The 22,914-nt window shown below is 46.1% G+C and carries 19 protein-coding genes; 4 read left to right on the top strand and 15 right to left on the bottom strand.

Going from position 1 to position 22,914, the window contains the following annotated elements:
* Positions 1-156 precede the first annotated feature (156 nt).
* The 4 genes from VCHENC03_RS22285 to VCHENC03_RS22270 all read right to left on the bottom strand — a co-directional run bounded on the left by VCHENC03_RS22285 (position 157) and on the right by VCHENC03_RS22270 (position 3,655).
* Positions 157-630, bottom strand: coding sequence for a type II secretion system protein (locus tag VCHENC03_RS22285; RefSeq protein ID WP_009704589.1), 474 nt, complete (start codon positions 628-630; stop codon positions 157-159).
* Between the two features lie 212 nt (positions 631-842).
* Positions 843-2,504: a SpoIIE family protein phosphatase gene (locus tag VCHENC03_RS22280; protein WP_009704590.1), complete on the bottom strand. Its 1,662-nt coding sequence runs from the start codon at positions 2,502-2,504 to the stop codon at positions 843-845.
* Positions 2,505-2,525: 21 nt separating this feature from the next.
* Positions 2,526-2,786 carry a hypothetical protein gene (locus VCHENC03_RS22275; protein WP_005443088.1) on the bottom strand — a complete coding sequence of 87 codons (261 nt, stop codon included), beginning with the start codon at positions 2,784-2,786 and terminating at the stop codon, positions 2,526-2,528.
* 254 nt (positions 2,787-3,040) lie between these two features.
* A complete protein-coding gene (locus VCHENC03_RS22270; protein WP_009704591.1) occupies positions 3,041-3,655 on the bottom strand; it encodes a glutathione S-transferase in 615 nt (204 codons plus the stop codon).
* 284 nt (positions 3,656-3,939) lie between these two features.
* Between VCHENC03_RS22270 and VCHENC03_RS22265 the strand changes: the two genes are divergently transcribed.
* Positions 3,940-4,515, top strand: coding sequence for a TetR/AcrR family transcriptional regulator (locus tag VCHENC03_RS22265; protein ID WP_005375904.1), 576 nt, complete (start codon positions 3,940-3,942; stop codon positions 4,513-4,515).
* Between the two features lies 1 nt (position 4,516).
* Positions 4,517-4,921: a PPC domain-containing DNA-binding protein gene (locus VCHENC03_RS22260; RefSeq protein WP_009704592.1), complete on the top strand. Its 405-nt coding sequence runs from the start codon at positions 4,517-4,519 to the stop codon at positions 4,919-4,921.
* Between the two features lie 97 nt (positions 4,922-5,018).
* Here the strand turns inward: VCHENC03_RS22260 and nirD are convergent, their stop codons facing one another.
* The 11 genes from nirD to VCHENC03_RS22205 form a co-directional block, all read right to left on the bottom strand.
* Positions 5,019-5,354, bottom strand: a complete 336-nt coding sequence (gene nirD, locus VCHENC03_RS22255) for a nitrite reductase small subunit NirD (RefSeq protein WP_009704593.1) — start codon at positions 5,352-5,354, stop codon at positions 5,019-5,021.
* Positions 5,355-7,874 carry a nitrite reductase large subunit NirB gene (nirB, locus tag VCHENC03_RS22250; RefSeq protein ID WP_050554359.1) on the bottom strand — a complete coding sequence of 840 codons (2,520 nt, stop codon included), beginning with the start codon at positions 7,872-7,874 and terminating at the stop codon, positions 5,355-5,357.
* A 10-nt stretch (positions 7,875-7,884) separates the two neighbouring features.
* Positions 7,885-8,721 carry an ABC transporter ATP-binding protein gene (locus VCHENC03_RS22245; protein ID WP_009704595.1) on the bottom strand — a complete coding sequence of 279 codons (837 nt, stop codon included), beginning with the start codon at positions 8,719-8,721 and terminating at the stop codon, positions 7,885-7,887.
* 11 nt (positions 8,722-8,732) lie between these two features.
* Positions 8,733-9,698 (bottom strand): ABC transporter permease, encoded by a 966-nt coding sequence (locus VCHENC03_RS22240; protein WP_009704596.1) that lies wholly within the window; start codon positions 9,696-9,698, stop codon positions 8,733-8,735.
* Between the two features lie 72 nt (positions 9,699-9,770).
* Positions 9,771-11,135: a CmpA/NrtA family ABC transporter substrate-binding protein gene (locus VCHENC03_RS22235; protein WP_032802058.1), complete on the bottom strand. Its 1,365-nt coding sequence runs from the start codon at positions 11,133-11,135 to the stop codon at positions 9,771-9,773.
* A 265-nt stretch (positions 11,136-11,400) separates the two neighbouring features.
* A complete protein-coding gene (locus VCHENC03_RS22230) occupies positions 11,401-11,982 on the bottom strand; it encodes an ANTAR domain-containing response regulator (protein ID WP_009704598.1) in 582 nt (193 codons plus the stop codon).
* A 73-nt stretch (positions 11,983-12,055) separates the two neighbouring features.
* Positions 12,056-12,973 carry a dienelactone hydrolase family protein gene (locus VCHENC03_RS22225; protein WP_009704599.1) on the bottom strand — a complete coding sequence of 306 codons (918 nt, stop codon included), beginning with the start codon at positions 12,971-12,973 and terminating at the stop codon, positions 12,056-12,058.
* A gap of 229 nt (positions 12,974-13,202) precedes the next feature.
* Entirely contained in the window at positions 13,203-14,156 is a 954-nt protein-coding gene (locus VCHENC03_RS22220; protein ID WP_009704600.1) for a glycosyl transferase family protein, read from the bottom strand.
* Positions 14,153-15,058: a uroporphyrinogen-III C-methyltransferase gene (gene cobA / locus VCHENC03_RS22215; RefSeq protein ID WP_009704601.1), complete on the bottom strand. Its 906-nt coding sequence runs from the start codon at positions 15,056-15,058 to the stop codon at positions 14,153-14,155. Before cobA ends, VCHENC03_RS22220 begins: the two co-directional genes overlap by 4 nt.
* 20 nt (positions 15,059-15,078) lie before the next feature.
* The gene (locus VCHENC03_RS22210) at positions 15,079-17,742 is read right to left on the bottom strand and encodes a nitrate reductase (protein ID WP_032802060.1); all 2,664 of its coding nucleotides are present in this window, start codon (positions 17,740-17,742) and stop codon (positions 15,079-15,081) included.
* A 290-nt stretch (positions 17,743-18,032) separates the two neighbouring features.
* On the bottom strand, positions 18,033-18,467 hold the full coding sequence (locus VCHENC03_RS22205; RefSeq protein ID WP_009704603.1) for a GNAT family N-acetyltransferase: 435 nt from the start codon (positions 18,465-18,467) through the stop codon (positions 18,033-18,035).
* Between the two features lie 362 nt (positions 18,468-18,829).
* On the opposite strand from VCHENC03_RS22205, the gene VCHENC03_RS22200 reads away from it, so the two are divergent.
* Both VCHENC03_RS22200 and VCHENC03_RS22195 read left to right on the top strand, forming a co-directional pair.
* On the top strand, positions 18,830-21,046 hold the full coding sequence (locus tag VCHENC03_RS22200) for an EAL domain-containing protein (protein ID WP_032802061.1): 2,217 nt from the start codon (positions 18,830-18,832) through the stop codon (positions 21,044-21,046).
* A 220-nt stretch (positions 21,047-21,266) separates the two neighbouring features.
* A complete protein-coding gene (locus VCHENC03_RS22195; protein ID WP_005439281.1) occupies positions 21,267-22,523 on the top strand; it encodes an aromatic amino acid transport family protein in 1,257 nt (418 codons plus the stop codon).
* Positions 22,524-22,914: the final 391 nt, after the last annotated feature.

Below are 22,914 nucleotides of genomic sequence, written 5' to 3' on the forward strand. Positions count from 1 at the left end.
ATGGTTAACGCTAAGTTAACGCCAGCCCCCGTTTTAATGATTAATTTTTATCGTCACCATAACGGTATGTTTTAAGAGACTTTTAGGGGAGCTTTTTGAGGGAATACGCACAACTTTTGAGCACAAAAAAGCCACTTTAAAAAGTGGCTCTAAGAATCATTTTGTTAACCCACTGCACTCTGCCGGATCTTTGATAACCACGGCTGTTGCTGCACTAATCGCACCAGCTTGTGTGTACTTGATGCAAGTTTTGTCATAACCCGCAATGCCGAAGTGAATTGAAGCGCTGCCAGGGATTTCTTTGTGTGCCCAGTCTTCTCTCAGCCCTTGCACCACAATAGATAGGTCATTCAAGGTCGCTTTTGGGTATCCGTAGGCGATAGCCAAATCAAGCGTACCTGTGCCATCAGTATCTAGATTAGCCTCTTTTGCGCGTTCTACACCCATCAACGCCGCTTTGCCGTAAACAATGCCCATCGCACCATTCATCGCCCCTCTTAACCCAGCAATTGCCGCGTTTCTCGCATCATCTTGCAAATTCAAGAATCGAGGCGCTGCCGTCACAGATAAAATACCTAAGATGACAATGACCACGACCAACTCAATTAAGGTAAAACCTTTCGCCTTCATTTTTTATTTCCCAACTACAAACGAGAGAAAAATCACGATGACAAGAGGCAGAAGCCCTGACTCTCCACCGGTTGACGGCGAATATACGACGAGGAAAGTTAACGCAGGGTTAACTCAAAACGGGCAGAAAAAATAAAGTTTAGGCAATCGATTAGCGCGCACAAAAATAATGTGATTAAGAGGAAGATTTAAGCAGTATCACAAGCAAAAAGTTACGATTTCGAAGCCATTACTACCGTAAAGCAATTGCGCTCCCCTTGATGTGATACAGAAAACCCATTTGTCATTTGAGCTATGAGCATCAAACCTCGTCCTGAAGGCATCCAACTCTCTTCATCGAATAGATTTGGCGTCTCAATTTGCTTTGAGGTGTAACTTTGGAAGGTTTCATCAGAAATGCGGTTGCCATAATCAAATACACGCACTTCTATGTTGTGCTGCTCACCTTGTGTTAGTTCGCATTCTAACTCAACCGTTTTTCCTGTTTGCCCTTGATAGGCATGAATGAAAGCATTGTTCATCAACTCAACCACGCACAACTCTAGAGTTTGCGCGACATGAGAAGAAACCGAATGTTGTTGAAGGAACTCAACCACTTCGAGACTCGCTTGGCGTGAAACTTCTAAAGACGCTTGGTAGGATTTCTGGAATAGCGAACTTGTCGACTTAACGGTTTGCGATTGTGCACAGCCCAACCATTGCACTTTCAACAAGCTCACATCATCGTCGATTTCTGGTTTTCCTTGCCAGTTTTGCACTTGCTCCAAAACGGCATTGGTTTGTGCCTTTTCTGGCATCACTTTACTCTCCTCGATGTTGGATAGCAGTCGGTCAATACCGTAAAGCTCCTCGCCTTGCTTGGCTTCCAATAAGCCATCGGAGAAGAACCAGAGCGCGTCATTGGGCTTGAGTTGGATACTTCCACCTTGGTACATCATCGGCTCCAATGCCCCGACGATGAAGTTGTTGTCACCAACAAGTTCCAAGCAGTTGTGTTCCGTCTGTTGCCAAACGAATTTAGGGTGGCCTGCAGTGCAATAATTCAGTTCACCAGTTTCGGTGTTCAACACGGCATATTCGATAGTGAAATAGAGTTTGCTGTTTTGCGTTTGCTGGTAGCGTCGATTAAGCCTTTCAATCACAGCAGCAGGCTCACTGATGCGGTACTCGTTGTCGCTCCAGTCTAACGTTATCGACTCCGATTTGTTACGTTGTGACAAAGTTTGTTGAATCGAGAATGCCATTAACGCCGAAGAAATACCGTGCCCGGAAACATCGAAGACATAAAACGCAACGTGGGACTCATCGAGCTCGACATAGCCCAACATATCCCCACCGATCTTGGTACAAGGAACATAAGTGAAGCTAAATTGTGCCGTGTGAATCTGTTCTTCAACGGGCAACAGTTGTTCCATTAACTCTCCGGCAGAATCCAAATCCTGCTGAATGGTCTGATACGCTAAATCGAGCTCTTGGTTTTTTGTCGTGAGCGTGTTGTGCAGTTCTAAGGTACGAAAGCCCGCACGGATACGCGCTTGTAGTTCCTCTACAGACGTCTTCTTGTCGACAAAGTCATCGGCGCCTGCATCCATGCCTTTGATGATGGATTCTTGATCGTTACGGGAAGAGAGAAGCACAAAGAAGATATAACGAGAAAACGCCGACGATTTAAGCTCACGGCAAAGCTCAATGCCACTGATGCCCGGCATCATCAAATCACTGAGGACAAACTGAATGTCAGTTCGGTGAGTCAGCACTTCTAACGCAGACTCACCATCTTCAACGGCAATGACCTCGTACCCTTGCTTTTGCAATGCACTGGTCATGTAGAGCAGGACCGTTTTGCTGTCGTCGACCAACAATATGGACTTCATACCTCTCCTTGCCTGTTTGTTCTATTGCAGTACGCTACTCATGGATTGGGCATCTCTGAAACGGCTGTAATCTTCCGCTAAAAGTTGATGTTGATAACGAGTGTAAGACAACGCCTCATTCGAGATGACGATTTGGTTTTCTTTTTCCATCAATTGCCCACGCAGCAACTCGATTTGTTGATGCTGCTGACTGTGGTTTTGATACATGGCAACGAGTCCGCACACAGACGCTACGAGCAACGTACACAACACGCCATTGATGGTTTTACTTCGAACACGCATAACCTCTCCTTGTCGCTTGGTGTCCTTCATTACTTGGTGAAGTCCAATAATGATTGGGACGTCTACAAACTAAGAACTCAAGGTTCCAAAACGCCGTGAGAGCCAATTGATGTTGTTTCATTAACAGAGTTAATTATAGGAGAAAGGCAGAAAAAGAAGAGAAAACCTGAACAAATTGAAGATCTTTGCGCTTAAAACGACAAAAAGCAGCAAGTCTACAAAAGCCTTGCTGCTTAGAAAAATCACGCTAGAAGTTAGCCTTGAAACGCTTCACGCACCGATACTTGTTCAAACCAACGTGCAATATTTGGGTAGGTTTCGCACACTTCAATACTCAAACCATTTACGGCAAAACCAACAAAAATGTAGCCGGTAATGTCTACGATGGTGAAGTTGTCCGTGGCGATGTGCTCGCTTTCTGATAGGCGCTTGTCAAGAATTGGTAGGAATTCTAATACGCGAGATTTCGACTCGTCACCCCACGCAGCTACGCAGTTTTCACGGTCTTTGTAAATTGCTGTGATATTGCGAAACGCCTGAAAAGCCGTGTACAAACCTTGGAATTCGACAACGCGATGCCACATTTCCACCTGAGCACGTTCGAGCTGGTTAGCACCAAACAGCGCCAGATCATTTTCAAACGCTTCATCTAGGTAGCGACAAATCGCCACGCTTTCACAAATCGTCGTGCCGTCATCCAGTTCCAGTAGAGGCACTTTGCCGTTCACGCTTTTCGATTTAAACGGTTCAGATAGGTTATCGCCCTCACGAACGTTCAGCGCAATTCGCTCAACCTCGCCACCGATTTCCTTTAGAAAAATGCTAACTCGCTTACAACTTGGAGTCATTGCGGTTTCATACAGCTTCATTTCACATCCTTTTATCTTTTTCTAACCGATTGGTTAGGATATACTGTAGCCAGTTTATAAACGATCAGTCAAGAACTTCACTATCAAAAATTTTCAAACAGTTGTGGGTCTGTTTGCTGAGCGAGATTTTTGATGCCGTTTGTGAGTTCACATGAATTTGGAGGCTGATACCCAAGAATAGATGGGTATTCATCATATTGGTTCAGTTCGAACGCTAGAGGTTCTCTGTGCCATCCCTCCAAAGCAATTTAATTACCCGATAAGCAGACCCAGGCAGGTAATTTATGGCAAGAAAAGCCAACTTCGACCGAGATGAAAAGCTTCTCGTGGCTATGGATGTGTTTTGGCGCAAGGGCTTTGCGAATACGTCTATCTCGGATCTCACCGACGAACTGAACATCAACCGCTTCAGTCTTTATAACACCTATGGTGACAAGCAACAGCTCTACTACGAAGCGCTCGATACTTACTTAAAAAAGGTCTCGCTACCGTCACTCAATGATTTGGAAAAAGACGATGCGTCTTTACCGGAGTTGGAATCGTTCCTCAAATCCTTTGCTGAGCTGCAGCGCAAACGCAACTGTGGATGTTTTATTCAAAATGCGTTGATTGAGCATGCAGGTGAAGACGATGACGTACTGCGTAAAGGGCATTTCTTATTTGACCATCTTATCGACATCATTGCGGATGCGCTGACCAATGCGCAAAAAGAAACCTTAGTGCCGAAAACGTTGAAACCAGAAGAGCTCGCTCGTTTTGTTCTCAACAACATGCAAGGTATGCGCGTACTTGGCAAAGCCAAACGCTATGCCGACTTGGATACCGCGCTTTCCTGCTTGCTGGTTTTGATTAGGAAATAACATGTCGATTGAAGTGATAGCAGTACGTCTTACCAAAGGCATGGACTTAAAGCTGAGCCTAGCGAAATTGGTCGAGCAGCATGGTATCAAAGCAGGCTCGATTGCCTCATGCGTTGGTTGTATCTCTGACCTCAACCTTCGTTTGGCAGGTGCAGAGAGTACGTTAACCAAACAAGAGCCATTTGAAATCGTCTCTGTGATGGGAACGCTAACGCCTGAACATCAACACGTTCATATCTCGGTGTCTGATCGTGAAGGACGAGTTTGGGGTGGGCATTTGTTGGAAGGCACAGTGATTGATACTACCGCAGAATTGATCATCCATTCTTACTCAGAACTTGAGTTCACTAGAGCGATGGACGACTCGACTGGCTATACCGAACTACAAGTGAATCCTTCCAAATAGTAAAAAGCTCCAGAGCCATACTGGCTGTCTCTGGAGCTTTATTCGCTCATCTCTTACGCTAAGAATTTACTCATATCGAGCAAGCTAGTTTCGAGGGTCATTCTTCGACTAAGTAACAAACCTGATTATCGTCGACTATTACTTGCCACGTTTTTAGACAGTGCGCATCGTCTTCCAAACATTGCCCACTCTTTAAACTGAAGTGCTGTTTATACAGTGGTGATGCAACACACATCTCACCATCGATATCACCGACAATCCCTCGACTCATCACATAAGCCTTACCAATTGGGTCCCAATCTTGAACGGCATAAACACCACTATCAGGAATGTAGAATAACGCGACATGCTCACCTTCAATCAATACAGTGGCACCGATAAACGGCATCAAGTCATCAAGCTGACACACTTTCACTTTGGTTAACGCTGCCATTTACACCTCCTGTTTCACTGGAATACGCTGACCGCGCACACGTTGGTACGGCAAGACTTTGCTGCCCGACGTGCTGTTCAAGAAAGGACGGAAGCGTTGCAATTTTTGAGGATTATCCAACGTACTCTTCCACTCACATTGATAGGTATCTACGACTCGTGCCATTTGTTCATCCAAAGAATCACATAGATTCAGAGAGTCATCCAAAATCACTTGTTTAAGGTAATCTAGGCCCCCTTCCATGTTCTCCATCCACACAGACGTGCGCTGCAAGCGATCTGCGGTGCTGACGTAGAACATCAATACTCGGTCGATCATGGTGATCAACTCTGATTTGGATAAGTCGGATGCAAACAAATCTGCGTGTCTTGGTCTCATGCCGCCATTACCACAAACGTATAGATTCCAGCCGTTTTCAGTAGCGATCACCCCAATATCTTTACTTTGCGCTTCTGCACACTCGCGAGTACAGCCCGATACGGCAAACTTAAGCTTATGGGGCGCTCGCAATCCTTTGTAGCGGTTCTCTAACTCAATGGCTAATCCAACCGAATCATCAACACCATAACGACACCAAGTAGAACCCACGCAAGATTTCACGGTGCGCACCGATTTGCCGTAGGCGTGCCCTGTTTCAAAACCAGCATCAATTAAGGTTTGCCAGATTTCTGGGAGTTGCTCTAACTGCGCACCAAATAAATCCACGCGCTGACCGCCAGTGATTTTGGTGTACAGATCGTATTGCTGAGCAACTTCGCCTAGCACGATGAGTTTATCTGGTGTGATTTCACCGCCCGGAACACGAGGCACTATCGAGTAAGAGCCATCTTTTTGCAGGTTAGCCATAAAGGCATCATTAGAATCTTGCAGAGATTGATGCTGCGGCTCCATGATGTGTTCATTCCACAAAGAAGCAAACACAGATGCCGCTGTAGGCTTACAAATATCACACCCATGCCCTTTGCCATGCAGTGCAATTAAGGTGTCGAAGTCTTTGATTTGTTCCACTTGGCAAACATGGAACATCTCTTGGCGACTGAGCTCAAAGTGCTCACAAAGGTGGTTGTTAACCTCTACCCCCATGGCTGCCAATTGAGTATCCAATACCGACTTCACCATATTGCTACACCCACCACAGCCAGTACCGGCTTTGGTGTTGGCTTTAAGGTCCGTCAGGTTGGTGGTGCCAGCTTGTATCTCGGCAACTAAGTCACCTTTTGTGACGTTGTGACAAGAACAGATAATGGCGCTGTCTGGCATATCTCCATCAAGCATTCCGGTATCAAACAGCAGGTTCGCCGCGTGATCTGGCAGGACCGTTTTGTTCAAATAACACTGCAAAAGCGCATCGTAGTCACTGTTGTCACCGACGAGAATCGCACCAAGTAATTGGGTACCACTCGCATCAACCACCAACTTTTTGTATATGCCTGCAACCGCATCTTGCAAGACCATTTCTTGTGCGCCTTCGGTTTGCATTTGTGCATCGCCGATAGACGCCACATCCACCCCAAGCAGCTTGAGTTTGGTGCTCATGTCTGCACCTTTAAAACCTTCGCTTGGCATTCCAGTCAGGACATCGGCAGTGGTTCTCGCCATGGTGTAACCGGGTGCGACTAAACCAAATATCTTCTGCTCCCAAAGGGCACATTCGCCAATCGCATAAATGTTCTCATCGCTGGTTTGGCATTGGTTGTTAATCACAATGCCGCCTCGCTCGCCTATTTCTAGCTCAGCCAGCCTTGCCAACTCATCTTGAGGACGAATGCCTGCGGAGAAGACAATCACATCCACTTCGAGAGGATCTTTGTCTTTAAACACCATACGATGCTTAGCCGTTTCACCATCGCAGATTCGCTCCGTACCCGTTGAGGTGTGAACGGTTAGCCCTAGCGCTTCAATCTTCTCTTTTAACACTAAACCAGCACCATCATCTAACTGTACGGGCATCAGGCGGGGTGCAAACTCAATGACGTGAGTTTCTAGCCCCAATAGTTTGAGTGCGTTTGCGGCTTCTAAACCCAACAAGCCACCGCCAATCACTGCGCCTGTTCTTGCGCCTTCACATGCCTTTTTGATTTGTGAAAGGTCATCAAGCGTGCGGTAGACAAACACGTTGTCTCGGTCTTTACCTTCAATTGGCGGCACAAACGGGTAAGAACCGGTCGCGAGCACAAGTTGGTCGTAACCCAGCACATCTTCACCATCAAGCAGAATGCGCTTTTGCTCTCTGTCGATGCCTGTTACTTGGCTGCCAAGTACGAGTTGGATGCCATGCATGTCGTACCATTCTTGGGTACTCAGCATCAAATCATCATGAGAGTTACCCGCAAATAAAGAAGAAAGTTGTACACGGTCATATGCGATAAAACGCTCTGCACCAATCACGGTAATTCGGTGCTCCAAATGCGCGTTTTTCTGCACTAATTGCTCGACAAGGTGTTGCCCGACCATACCGTTACCTACCACAACGATGTGGCTCAATGCGTTCTTTACTGGGATCGTTAAAGGACTGTTCATCGCTGCCTCCTTATGCCGTTTGCGCTGCGGTTTTGGGTTTGTCTTCTTTCGAAGCAGGAATCTCGACTTTGGATTGCTTCTCGTAAAGGAACTTCAGCACCGCTTGTCGACACTTCTGATACTGCGCATCATCCGCCAGTGCGACACGCTCACGAGGGCGAGGTAGATTCACTTCTAACACTTCACCAATGGTTGCTGCCGGTCCGTTAGTCATCATCACGATTTTGTCAGATAACAACACCGCTTCATCCACGTCATGGGTAATCATGATGACGGTGTTGTTTAGCTCGGCTTGAATCTTCATCAGTGCATCCTGTAAATGCGCGCGTGTTAGCGCATCCAACGCGCCAAATGGTTCATCCATCAGCAGAACCTTTGGTTGAAGTGCCAGTGCTCTCGCGATGCCGACTCGCTGCTTCATACCACCCGAGATTTCATCGGGCTTTTTGTGCGCGGCATGCTGCATTTGAATCAACTCCAAATAGTGGTTCACTTGTTCCTGAACCCACGCTTTGCCCTTTTTGCCGGCAATTTGTTTTACTGCGAGCTCAACGTTTTGATACACGGTTAACCAAGGCAATAATGAATGGTTTTGGAACACTACTGCGCGGTCAGGTCCCGGTCCAGCTACTTCTCGTCCATCGACGATCACGCCGCCGTCTGTTGGCATGTGCAGCCCTGCGACTAAGTTCAATACCGTTGATTTACCGCACCCAGAGTGGCCAATCAGCGATACAAACTCACCTTTATTGATTTGTAAATCAACGTTCTTAAGCGCGATGAACTCGCCATCTGGCGTTGGGAATCGCATCCCTAAACGCGTTAGATCTAATAATGCTTTTTCCATGATCTTTTCCCTTATCTCAACGCTTGTTGTTTATTCCAAGACAACCACTTTTGAAGTTGCAGCATGCCTCTATCGAGCATCAAACCGATAAAGCCGATTGTGATGACGGCGACCATGATGCGACCCAATGATGCCGAGCTGCCGTTTTGGAATTCGTCCCAAACGAACTTGCCTAACCCCGGGTTCTGAGCGAGCATTTCTGCCGCAATCAACACCATCCAAGCGATACCTAAAGAGAGACGTAAACCTGTGAAGATCATTGGAATGGCAGAAGGTAAAACGATAGTGCGAATGTGCTGCCACCACGAAAGTTGGAGCACTTTGCTCACGTTGATTAAGTCTTTATCAACGCTCGTTACGCCCACTGCGGTGTTAATCAGCGTCGGCCATAAGCTACACAGCGCCACAGTGATCAGTGAGTTGATGAACGACTTAGCAAACATCGGATCATCACTCACATAAGTAGCACTCACCACCATAGTGACGATAGGCAGCCAAGCCAAAGGTGATACGGGCTTGAGCAATTGAATGATTGGGTTGAACGCTTGATACAGTCCTTGATTCAGACCAAGCACGATGCCAAGTGGAATCGCAATGACAGTCGCCAATAGAAAGCCGGCAGTTACAGTCACTAAGCTTGTCACGATTTGGTCGAAGAACGTCGGTTTACCTGTGTAAGGACGAATCTTCACTTCCGCATCCGGATTCTTGACTAACTTCGCAGCATTGCGTTTTTCCTGACGTTCGATAAACGCTTGTTCCTTTTCTCGCTCTTGCCAATGGTCATCGACAAGGTTGCTGAACTGCTGAAAAGTTTGCACAGGCCCCGGTAGCGTACCTAATGAGGTTTGCACTTCTCTCGCTGCTAAGTGCCACATTGCCAAAAAGATCAGCAAACCAATGACGGGCAAAAGTACCAACCGACTTCGGTTCACTACCTGCTTAGCAGGAAAAAGGGAAATGACATTACTAGACATACTCACTCCTAAGAAATTTACATCCTTGTTGCCACAAGCGAATCCCCTCGCCTGTGGCGTTTATCGTTATGGTTAAACCTTGTCTTTTCCTTTAAGCCCGATAGAGAACTTCTCTAGATATTTATTTGGCTCGCGACCGTCATAAACGATGTTGTCAATAAAGTGTGTTTGCGGTGCACGGAAACCATCTTCAGCACTGAAATCTGGGAAGTCTTTTTTGCTCAACACACCATCTTCAATTAGCGCTTGAGCTGCTTGTTGGTAGATATCTGGACGGTAAACCTCTTTTGCCACATCCATGTACCAATCATCGGATTTCTCGCTTGAGATCTGTCCCCAGCGACGCATTTGGGTCAGGTACCAAATCGCATCGCTGTAATACGGATACGTGGCGTTATGACGGAAGAACACGTTGAAGTCTGGCACGTCTCGTTTGTCACCTTTCTCGTATTCAAATGTGCCCGTCATTGAGTTAGCGATAACTTCGGCATCAGCTCCAACATATTCGCTTTTTGATAGCATCTTCACAGCTTCTTGGCGGTTGGCATTATCGTTTTCATCCAACCAATGTGCCGCTCGAATCAAGGCTTTCACTACGCGAATGTGTGTGTTTGGATACTTCTCAGCCCAAGCTTTGGAAACACCAAACACTTTCTCTGGGTTGTTCTTCCAGATCTCGTAATCGGTCACGACTGGCGTACCAATACCTTTGAATACGGCTTGTTGGTTCCATGGTTCGCCTACGCAGTACCCTTTGATCGTGCCCGCTTCCATTGTGGCTGGCATTTGTGGTGGCGGTGTAACACTCAAAAGAACGTCAGCATCCAACTGGCCACTGTTATCGCCTGAGTCTGGTGCATAAAAGCCTGGATGAATCCCACCTGCCGCTAACCAGTATCGCAACTCATAGTTGTGTGTCGATACAGGGAACACCATGCCCATGTTGAACGGTTTGCCTTTATCCAGATAGCTGTCGACCACAGGCTTCAGCGCATCCGCTTTGATTGGGTGAACTGGTTTGCCATCTGGTTGTTTTGAAATGTACTGCTTCATCTGCTCCCAAGTATCATTGGAAACCGTAATTGCGTTGCCGTTCAAATCCATACTGAACGCGGTAATCACTTCTGCTTTTGTGCCGACACCAATCGTTGCGCCCAATGGCTGACCAGCAAGCATGTGCGCGCCAGCAAGCTCACCGTCGATGACTCGGTCTAATAGCACCTTCCAGTTTGCTTGTGCTTCTAAAGTGACGTACAAGCCTTCGTCTTCAAAAAAGCCTTTCTCATAAGCAACCGCCAGCGGTGCCATATCGGTTAACTTAATAAAACCAAACTTCAGGTCTTCAATTTCTGGCTCACCCAACTCTGCCTTTACGCTGACCGTGGTGAATACCGATAACGAAATTGCTGACACTTTCAGCATCGAACTCCATTTCATTGGTTTGCTCCCATAAAAAAAGCGCCACTACTCCGAAGAGCAGTAGCGCCGTTGCTAAGTCTACAATTACCGCCGTTGATAATTGAGATAAGCGATTCAACAATAAACCCAATTCTTCTAATCCAATTACTGTGCCAACTTATTTTTCACAGTAAATACAATAAATTAGTATATCTTGCCGTTTGTTATTTCCTGTTATTGCTTGCTGATAGTGCAACACGCACCACGTTAGAAAATGCACCCTAACCCCAAAGTGGTAGAGCAACTAATCCAACACTTCCAAAGTAGTTATCAAATTCTTGGCAACTTGTGCGAGCGTTTGGCTGGATTGCATAGCTGAATTTCTAAGCGCTTTGTAAGCCTGTTCTTCATCAACGCTGTGCATCTTCATCAGCAGACCTTTGGCTTTTTCCACCAGCTTGCGCTCTTCAATCTTGTGGGTCAGCGATTCAATTTCCGATTGCATACTTTCGAATTTCGTTCTCACTAATGTCGCATGTTCAATCCAAGGTTGAAGTGCAAACTCACTATCATGCGGCATGAGCACATAGTCCATTTTTTCTGATAACCGATTGATATCATGGGATGATAATTGCTTTAAGACGATAAGAAGTGGTGCCGATTTTCTGCGGCAGAAATCGACGATCAAACGCAGTTCCGCGGTTGGTTGCTGCCATCCAACCACAACGCTTGCTGACGGTTCTCGCTGCATAAGCGTTTCTAGTTGTGCCAATTGGCAACCCATGATGTTGTCGTAATCTTTGCTCAATAAGCCGGACAATCGAGCCTGCTCTTGGAGGCTATCGCAGCATACTATGATGGGTGTTTTTGACGTTGATTGAGTCATGCACATTCCTTGTTTATATCTCACTCACTAAGAGAGACATAACAAGGAATGTGCCAACTAAGGTTGAAGCGTTTTAACTAGAGGCGAGATGTTCTTTAAAGAAGCCGAGTGTACGTTCCCAAGCGAGCGCTGCCTCTTCCGGTGCGTAGCGTGCCGTTGAGTCGTTATGGAAACCGTGGTTGACGTTTTCATACATCAACGCTTGATACTGCGCGTCGGTCGCGATCAATTGCTGCTCATAAGCAGGCCATGTGTCGTTAACACGCTTATCGAGCCCTGCAAAGTGAATCATCAACGGTCCTTTGACTTGCTTTTGGATCTCTTGCGCCGCTGGCGTTCCATAGAAAGGCACACCTGCATCGAGCTCTTCTGGCATTACCGCTGCAAGCATGTTGACAATGTATCCACCGAAGCAGAATCCAACCGCGCCCAATTTACCGTTGCCACCCTCGTATTGTTTGAGGAAGTTAGCCGCTGCAATAAAGTCTTGTTCGATCTTGGCTCTGTCCATCTCTTTCTGCATCGCGCGCCCCTCATCGTCGTTCCCCGGATAGCCGCCGAGTGGATAAAGTGCGTCTGGAGCGAAAGCAATAAAGCCGTCTTTTGCAAGTCGTCTTGCGACATCTTTGATATAAGGGTTCAGACCTCGATTTTCATGAATCACCAACACGGTCGGCGATTTTAAGGTCTTCTTCTGTGGCATCACCAAATAACCACGCCCTTCTCCATGCCCATTTGGAGATGGAAAGGTTTCGTAAGTTGCTTTGATGTCAGGATCGTTAAATGAAACTTGCTCTGCGAGTGCGTAATTCGGGGTTAGCGCGTCGACCAGTGCTGTCATGCTAAAGCCAAGCACCGCAAGGCCACCCAGCCTATTTAGAAACTCACGGCGCGAGATTTTTCCGTGGGCGTATTCGTCGTACCAATCGAAGGCTTCTTGCGGGATCGGATGAGAAGCCTTTTCACTAGGAGTGGTATGCTTTAGAACCATTATCCATGTCCTCTGTGTCTTACCATATGGGATTTTCTCATTCTCAAACGCGAAGCTAAAAACGAACGCGATTGAGGCTAAAACTGCGGTTTCACCACTCTGATACGGAGCAAGGTGGTGAAACACATCATTGGCGAGCTAGGATCTTTTACCTTCTTCAAACAATAGATAATGGATTCAGATTCAACAACTTTGCGTCGTTGGTTTTACATTAATTGACAATAGTGCGTTATTGTTGGCCGCAATAGGCTTGCCAGTAAGAGAAAGCTCGTTCGAATGCTTTTTCCCTGTCGTGCATTTGTGCAAATAGCACCACTGTCATGGTGGCAAGAACCGTATTTGCCATTTGGTTCATGTCATCTTCTGATGTCCCAAATGGGCAGTTCGCAGGCATTGGCACCTCAGATAGCATTTGCTCCGTCCAGTAGTGCGATGTCACGCCGCTTGTTTGGCTTAACCATACCGTTTGGCTTACTTTCGGGTTGTATTCTGACTCGCCAGATTGCCCTTTAAATGACACAACGGCATGAGCGGTTTGACCAATCTCGTATTCGACTTCAGCATGAAGTTGTTGGAACCCAGGATGGAAGCTACCACGAATACCAACCGTCGCCTGCCCCGGATTCAATGCACGAACCACGGTATTAATCGGCGTTCTAAGCCCATAACGATTCTTCCAACCGATCATGGTTTCTGCTTGACGAGCAAACGCACTCAGCGGTAGATACACAATGTTTTGTGTTTCTAACACACGCTTTGCGTCTTCTGCTGATTCCGCTTTCGTAATAGCAAATTTGTCGAGGTAGTCTTCAGCGTGTAAACGACCAGATTGACGATCGTGATAGCCGTGCATCAACACTTTATGACCATTATCGGCGAGGATCTTTGCTGCCAACAGGTGCCAAGGTTGACCTGCCGCTTCACGTTTGCCTGCATAACATGGCCAGTCAATGTCTGCACCAATAGCTGGCATGCGGGATTGGAATGCTTTCACAAAGCCAGCGATTTCTTGTTGAGTCTCGTTCTGTACGCGGATCAGCATCAACAGCATTGCCATCTGATCGTCGTCGCACTCACCGTTTAGGTATTCATCCATAACTCGAAACGCTTGGTCAAAGTTCAGTGGTTTTCTACCACGTTCGCCACGACCGACTGTTCTAATACATTCCAAAATGCTGCTCATATTCCCTCGTATTCCGTCACTGACTGTACGGTTTCTATTAGTTGTTCCCGCAGTTTGACAACTTCTCCCATCACAATCAATGCTGGGCTCACGCCTTTAAGTGTAATCGATAAATCATTGAGCTGATTGAGTTGTGTAACGTGCACTTGTTGTTGAGGGCTGCAACCATGAGTGATGATCGCGACAGGGAAATCTTCTCTCAAACCGGAGTTGATTAAACCCGTTTGTATTTGCGATGATTTTTCTAACCCCATATAGAAGACTAACGTTTGTCCGCTTTGCATCAGTTGGCTCCACGCTTCAAATGCGCCTGTTACCACTTGCCCCGTCACAAAGGTAACGCTGCGAGCAACGCCACGATGAGTCAGCGGAATCAAGCTGTTTGCTGAACATCCAATCGCAGCAGTAATACCGGGGATGACTTCGTAAGCGATTGAGTGTTTTACGAGTGCTAATGCCTCTTCACCTCCACGGCCAAATACGAAAGGATCTCCCCCTTTTAAGCGCACAACTCGCTTTCCTTGTTGAGCGAGCGATACCATCAAGTCACAAATTTCTTCCTGACCAATACTAGGTTGTCCGCATCGTTTGCCCACGTAAATCCAATCGGCTTGTGGCGAAGCCAACTCCAAAATATCTTTGTTAACCAAACGGTCGTACAGCAGAACCTCTGCCGACATAATAGCTTTCACAGCCTTCACGGTTAACAAGTCAGGATCGTGCGGCCCTGCTCCAACAATCGAGACAAAACCTTTGTGGTTCGCGTCTAGGTCTACTGAATGGTCTTCTAAAAGTCGGTTCAGTTTGCTTGCTTGATCATGCTTAGAAAAGCGAGACGAGCGTTCTTGATTCTGACTCGCTTGTCCTTTCTTAAACCAAGACTTTTGATAAGGCGCTTCCATGTGCTTATCCTCTTTATGACTTACTTTATTTGAATAGCCAGACTTTGCTGGTTCGCTTGCTGTTTGCCCTTTTGATGCTGATGGCTGTCGACCATTTGTTTGATTTGAGAAACGCACGAACCACAGTTAGTGCCGCATTTGAGTTTGTTTTGAAGTTGAGTCAGTGACGTGCAGTCTTGTTTCTCCATCGCGTCATGTATTTGTTTATCGGTGACGCGGAAACAACTACAAACCAGTTTGGCGCTGCTTTGCGATTGAGTGATGGTAAGCAGTTGCGATAGCTCCATCGGTTTGCCAATCAAGCCGGTAAAGTTGGTGTAGTCGGTTTGAATCGGTTCACTAGACACCACTAAAACAGAACGAATGATACGCACGTCTCCAGCAAGGTCGTAATCCACTGCTAGCCAACCTTGGGCAATATCTATCGTAATTCTGCGGCTCTTTTCCGTTCGACAAAAACTCTGCTTCTTTGGTCGTTTGTCGTGTGCAAAGCGCCAGATGCCTAAATTACTTTCTGCTTGAAATGCGCTGTAGAGAAACTTGCCGGAATCAAACTGTGTACCAATGAACATACCGTAAGTTTTTACCGCCGCCTCTTGCACTTCAACATAAGATGACTTAAACGCAGGCTGCCCAGAAATAGGGTCTTTTGCGCTGTTTACTATCGCGTTAACACTGCTTTCACCGCCATATCGACCCGCCCAGTGCATTGACATAAACAGCTCTTGAAAACCCAAACCTTCATCAATGGCAACTTTGGCATAAATACCGGTGTTTGAAGTCGGCTGAAACAGCTTGGTGAGCTGTCCTGCTTTTAAGCGATTTTGAGTGGCGGAGAGTGTGTTCATGTACACGGTTGGCTCTAACTCAGAGGCGGCAAGGTGTGCGATATGACCTGTGCGCGTCATGGTATGCCATTGGTCGCGTTGCCTGCCCGTATTGAGCCACCAGCCTTTTGTTCTTTCTAAACGCGTTGGAGATTCACTGGTCACGACAAAGCGCGCTTTTCCATCTTGGTGCGAATAGATTCCATCAGCAAAAGGGCGCTCTCCTCCCCATTGTGTCGGCACCCACTCTTCGTATTCTTGCTCGGTTAAGTTGGCGTATTGAGAAAGATCTAGCTTCAATGGCGAATCTGCATTCATGCTTGTCATCGCGGCATATTCTCTGAATACCGCCCGCTCAGAAGTAAACGCAAAGCCATTTTGTGTCTTTTCCAATGCACACAAAGCTTGCCCGACTTGGCTTATCGCCCACCAATCCGATTTTGCTTCACCCGGAGGCGTTTGAAACTGACGCTGCCTAGAAAGTCGACGCTCAGAGTTAGTCACCATACCTTGTTTCTCCCCCCAACCAGCGGCGGGCAGCAACAGGTCTGCGTAATGCGCTACATCCGAATCCGCTGTGATATCGGAAACAATCACAAACGGACAAATCTCTAGTGCACGTTTCACCAATTGGTTATCTGGTAAAGAGACAACGGGATTGGTTGCCATGATCCACAGAACTTTAATCTCACCACGTTCTACCGCCTCAAACAGCTCAACGGCTTTTAAACCGGGCTGAGTGGCAATCTCTGGTGAATCCCAAAACGCCTGCACTTGTTTGATAGACTTTGCGTCAAAAGCGCGATGAATCGCTAACTGGTTTGCCAAACCACCGACTTCTCGTCCGCCCATCGCATTCGGCTGACCTGTAATAGAAAACGGCCCGCAACCTGACTTAGCAATTTTGCCTGACGCCAAATGTGCATTAATAATGGCATTGCCTTTATCAACACCATTTTCGGCTTGGTTAACCCCTTGGCAAAACAGCGTGATTGCGGTTGGGCTTTGCGCAAACCATTGGAAGAATGTCGTGAGTTTTTCTTCTGAAATGCCAATGGAAGACATCAAATTAGTGACATCGTAACGCAAATCAGAAACTTCTTCTGTAAGTGCATTAAATCCGTCGGTATAGGAGTTTATGTATTGAGAATCAATGCATTGCTGCTCAATAAGAAACTTAAGCAGCCCATTAAACAGTGATACATCTCCATCGTTCTTAATCGGTAGATGCAAATCAGCTTGCTGCGCGGTGACCGTTTCACGCGGGTCAATAACCACCAACTTGAGATTAGGATTGTTCTCTCTCGCTTGTTGAATGCGTCGAAATAAAACAGGGTGCGTCCAAGCGGTATTAGCACCGCAAATTATCAATAGCTCAGTCTTATCAATGTCGTCGTAATTGACGGGAACGACATCTTCACCAAATGCTCGTACATGAGCCGCAACCGCCGAAGACATACACAAACGGGAGTTTGTATCGATGTTTGCGCTGCCAACATAGCCTTTAATGAGTTTGTTGGCGACGTAATAGTCTTCCGTCAACAACTGGCCTGACACGTACATCGCGACGGAATCCGATCCAAACTCTGCTTTCGCTTGATGAATCTTCTCTGCAATCAGATCCGTGGCTTGTTGCCATTGTACTTCTTGCCCTTGAGGTCGCTGCTTGGTGACAAGCTTTGGATACAGCAAGCGCGAAGGCATATTCAAGCTCTCTGCCAGCGCGACGCCCTTTACGCACAGTGATCCCGCATTTGCAGGATGACACGCATCCCCAACGATTCCTTTCGCATTGACCTCGACACCACATCCAACACCACAATAGGGACAAGTGGTTTTTTTGCATCCTTGCGACATTCCGCCCCCTGATTCTTTCCTTAGAATGACGAGCTACAAGCGAAAAAAAACCTCTCCCGAAACGAGAGAGGCTGCATTGCCTATAAAAGCTCAAAAAAGTAATACCCTATCCGCTTAACCGCCTGCTAAGGGAAAGCGGCGCATCGAGTTAACGATGAACGTAACTTAAATTGCAAACCCGATGCCAATTTTATATTGCATTACATTTCAACAGCTTAACAAAATCCACTTTCACTTTATCATTGGCAATGCACTGATTAGGTGCGAGTTTGAATCACAGAAGTGCAAGATTAACGGGCTAGTGCCATGACCAGTCTAGGCTCTCCATCACCGAAATAATCTTCTTCTTTTTCTAGAACCTTAAAGCCTAACGAAGTGTACAACTTGTAAGCCGGCGCATTGTTTGGATCGACAGTTAACTTAACGATAGAACCGGAACTTGCTTTTGTGATTACATTCTCCACAAGCGAACGTGCAATCCCCTTTCCTCGATGCTGACTATCTACCGCAAGTGACAAGATCCAATGGGTGTTTTGTTCATCACTTTGTGCCATCAAAACATAGCCTGTGACTTGCTCGCCGTGTTTGGAAACCACCAATCCCTGTTGCCAGCAATCAAATGCTTGTCTGAAGAAGAATCTTGGATATGCATGATGCCCAAACAGCTTGTGTTCGAGCTCGTATAGTGCAACTAAATCTTGTTTTTCTGCTGAGGTGATCTTCATTGTGGTCTCTTCTTTTTACGGCATGACGAGCGAAATATAGTGGCGAAATGAGACGGAACCTAACGATTTCATGAACTTCTTGCGATTTTATTGATAGTCGTACCTCTAAATTGAAGTATTCTGCGCGACTTTCCATGAGAGCTCTTTCATATAAACGGAACGTCGTACCAGTTTTTATTTGATTGATAGCGCTTTTTTGTTGAATAATCGCCGCTCTTATATACAAAAATAATAAAAACAATACGGACGAACACCGTCCAACATGAGCAACAACGCTCATTTTGCTAGGCGAATCATCATGGAAATGAAGAACTCGCGTTTACGTCAGCGCTTCGATTTAGTTGTCAGAATTAGAGTGGATAATGTCGGTGTCTGGATTCGAGCAAATCAGCCCTTTGCTCGATTATAAAAATAAAAAGTGGTGGCAGTTTTTAGGCATTCAAATCCTAATTTTTTGCGCAATACAAGTTAGCTATAGCCTCTCCAATTTCTATGTGATTGCGCAAGATCGCGTTCACGTACTCTCTTTTACGGCTGCTTTCGTTGTTACCGTAACGCTGCGATACAGTTGGCGAGTCCTCCCGACTATCGTGGCAGGACTGCTGTTTTACTATGGATTCTTTTCCAAGCGTCCATGGGAAATGACGGTGCTGTTTTCTGTGTTGCTCCCCGCACTGCCTTTGTTGTTTTGCCAATTGTATCGTGCAGCCTTAAAACGCGTTGCTGCGTACAACTTCACGGTTAAACTTGGCTACTACGCCGCGTTTATCGGAATACTCTATCCAATTGCAAACACCGCATTGCTCATGTTGATCAGTGTAATGCTAGGTGGATCCTCTGACTTTTCTTTCGAGTTTGTCGCTTACTCAGTGTTAAGCGCAATCCTGACTCAGATGGTACTTACCCCACTGCTAAGCCTTGGTCTTAGCTATGTACTTGATGGGGAAAACGCGCCTTACATAAAACTTGATCGTGCCATGATGGCAGCCTACTCCAACCCTTTGCATTATCGGCTGTGGCTGATGGTGTGTGCGCTGTTTTTAGTGGCCGGAATCTCGGCACAAAACCCGTTGACTCTGAATACGCTTAGCTTAATGCTGCTGTGTTTGGTCGGCATGGGGCTCGGAAAGTTTGGCTTGCTTCGTCCAATGCTGATTGGAGCTGCAACATTGCTCGTTTGTGTCGAGAACATCATCAGCCGCTACAACCTAGGTTTCATATCACGTGAACAAGTTTATGCGATGTTGCTGGTTTTGTTTGTACTGACCATGCTCACTTTTATGCTTGGTGCTCATACAATAAAGAACTATGTCACGACACGTAATGCGATTCGAAAAGAACGCATCGATAGCTTCACGGGGTTATACAATCTCGCCCAACTAAAAGAAGATGTCGCAACGCAAACTCATGCGACATTGATCTACATTGACCTTGAACCCACCCTTTCTAAGCTCAACGGCCTCGGGCACCAAGGCCGCGCGCAACTTATGAAACAGTTAAGCCAATATTTGGCTGCCAATACCGAGCATTTAAAACGCGCTTATCTGCCACCTTTTGCCAGTGGTTTACTCTGTTTTGCCCCAAAACTACCTAAGATGGAAAGCGAGTTATCCAAACTGATTGGGCTTTTAGATCGATTCTATTTTTACTTCGACGACAGCGCGGTAAGCCTTGTAAAACGTACCATCCAGTGTGCTTCCATCTACGGAAACCACAACCTTGATCCTTTGATCTCCAAACTGTGCGAGCAACAAGGTCGCGACACCGCATGCGTGAACTGGGTAACACACAATCAAGAAGAAAATAAGACACTTAACCAATTGAGCTTCATCCAGCAGTGCTTTCGCGAAAACGAATTTGAGCTCTATTGTCAGCCTTATCGAGCGCTATCGGATAACGCTCAAAATTCCCACTTTGAGATTTTGCTGCGCCTTAAACCCAAACAGGGAGAGCTTATGTCTCCGGCTGAGTTTTTCCCTTTAATCAATGAGTTCGGTTTAGAAAGAGAGCTAGATAAATGGGTAATCGAACACACTTTCAAAGCGCTAAAAAACCATATTGACGATTGGGACTCGATCGGGCGATGTGCCATCAATCTGACCGCCAAAGCGCTGAATTCACAGGGTTTAGCGGAAGACATTCAAACCGAAGCTGAGCTACACCAGATCCCGATGAATAAACTGTGTTTTGAAATCACCGAATCGGACGCCCTTCGTAATGAACCGATCGCAATTCAAAACTTAAACAGACTTCGAGAAGCAGGTTCCACCATCGCACTCGATGATTTTGGCACCGGTTATGCGAGCTTCGATTATTTGCGTCGCCTTCCCCTTGACGTGTTGAAAGTGGACGGTTCATTCGTGAAAAATATTGTCGACAGTGAAAATGACCGAATCATCGTCCAAGCCATCAGCCAAGTCGCCTGCAGCATGCAGTTGGTTACGGTTGCCGAGTTTGTCGAATCAGAAGATCATATCGATACACTGAAAGCGCTAAATATCCAGTTTGCTCAAGGGTTTGGGGTTGCAAGACCGCTGCCGCTTTCGGAACACCTTACAATGTTATCGAACAAAGCTTAACCACAACATCTAAAACCATAAAAACAGAAAATTTCGCGATATAGTTTCAATCCACACATATCATACTGGAACTATATATCGCTTTTTTCAAATTTTCATGGTTCGATAGTTTACTGCCCTGCCTTTTCACTAGCACGATTCACCACTTGGCCAATGTGATAACAATCACTAAAACATATAACATCCGCGCGATTATTATTTTTATAAAGGCGAGTTTTAAGTGAAAGAATCTCGAGATACGTTAAATTTTAGTGAATTAAACACAACAAATACTTGGACAAAACACGATACTCATTGGGTATTAAGCTTGTTTGGTACTGCCGTAGGAGCTGGCATTCTGTTCTTACCAATAAACCTTGGTATTGGTGGTTTCTGGCCGCTGGTTGTCATGGCGATTCTTGCATACCCAATGACTTACCTAGCGCACCGTGGCCTCGCTCGTTTCGTACTGTCATCAAAGATCAAAAACGCAGACTTTACCGATGTTGTAGAAGAACACTTTGGCGCGAAAGCGGGCCGTTCCATTTCGCTGCTGTATTTTCTTTCTATCTTCCCGATTCTTCTTATCTATGGTGTAGGTATTACAAACACCGTTGACAGCTTCATGGTCAACCAAGCGGGTATGGAGCCATTACCGCGTGCCCTACTGTCTGGCGTATTGGTGTTTAGCTTAATTGCTATCATGATGGCGGGTGAAAAGGTGATGCTACGTGCGTTTGCCATCATGGTTTACCCATTGGTGGCGATTCTGGCGTTTCTTTCATTTTATCTAATGCCAAACTGGAGCATGCCAGTGATGGATGCACCAGAAATGTCGTCTTTTGCAAGCACAATGTGGTTAGCGATTCCCGTGGTGATCTTCTCGTTCAGCCACGCGGCCGCAATCTCTAGCTTTGCAAATGTGCAGCGTCGCCATTATGGAGAAGGTGCGGACGTAAAATCAGAGCTTATCTTGCGCCGTACTAGCGTCATGCTGATCGCATTTGTTCTTCTGTTTGTGTTTTCTTGTGTATTAGCGCTTTCTCCAGAACAACTGGCAGAAGCAAAGTCACAGAACGTCTCTGTGCTTTCTTACTTAGCTAACGCTACGGACAATCCATTTATCGCAACACTTGGTCCACTGGTGGCATTTGTCGCGATCACCTCTTCTTTCCTTGGCCATTTCTTAGGTGCACGCGAAAGCCTAAATGGTTTGATCACTAAGCATTCAGATATGCCGAAACGCCGTGTTGATCACATCAGTGTTGTGGTGCTTTTCGTGTCTATTTGGATTGCGGCAATCATGAACCCAAGCATTTTGGGTATGATGGAGGCACTATCTGGCCCGGTTATCGCGATGATCTTGTTCATTATGCCGATGTTGTCGGTATACAAAGTGAAAGCACTGCACAAATATCGTGGAAAAGTATCGACATACTTTGTACTGATGACGGGTATTGTTGCAGTAAGTGCGTTGGTTTTTAGCTTGTTGAGCTAAGAAAAGAGACTTAGGTGGGATTTTCAGGGGAATACCTTATTTTTTATTAAGGTAATTCCCTGAATTTTGCTATGGTTTTCTAATCAGTAATGAAAAATTACTGTCTCATTACATGAGAGTGAAAACGCCTGCGATCATTAGTACTGACGCGATGCAAGTACGGCCGATAATACCGAAGCGGGAAGGTTGAATCATTTCGTTGTACATAGGCAATCTCCTTTTTTGTTAGAACAGCCAATTTTTCATGGCTTAATAACACTATGTCTAAAAACACCTTTTTTCACAAGACATACCAATATTAAATATTTATGACAGTCTAATGAAATTTTAGAGATCGAACGATTTTTTAAGACTCATTTCCCTCTTATCGCGACTCCTTTTCAGTTTTTTC

Origin of the sequence: Vibrio sp. HENC-03, assembly GCF_000305755.2 — a bacterium.
GTDB lineage: Bacteria > Pseudomonadota > Gammaproteobacteria > Enterobacterales > Vibrionaceae > Vibrio > Vibrio owensii.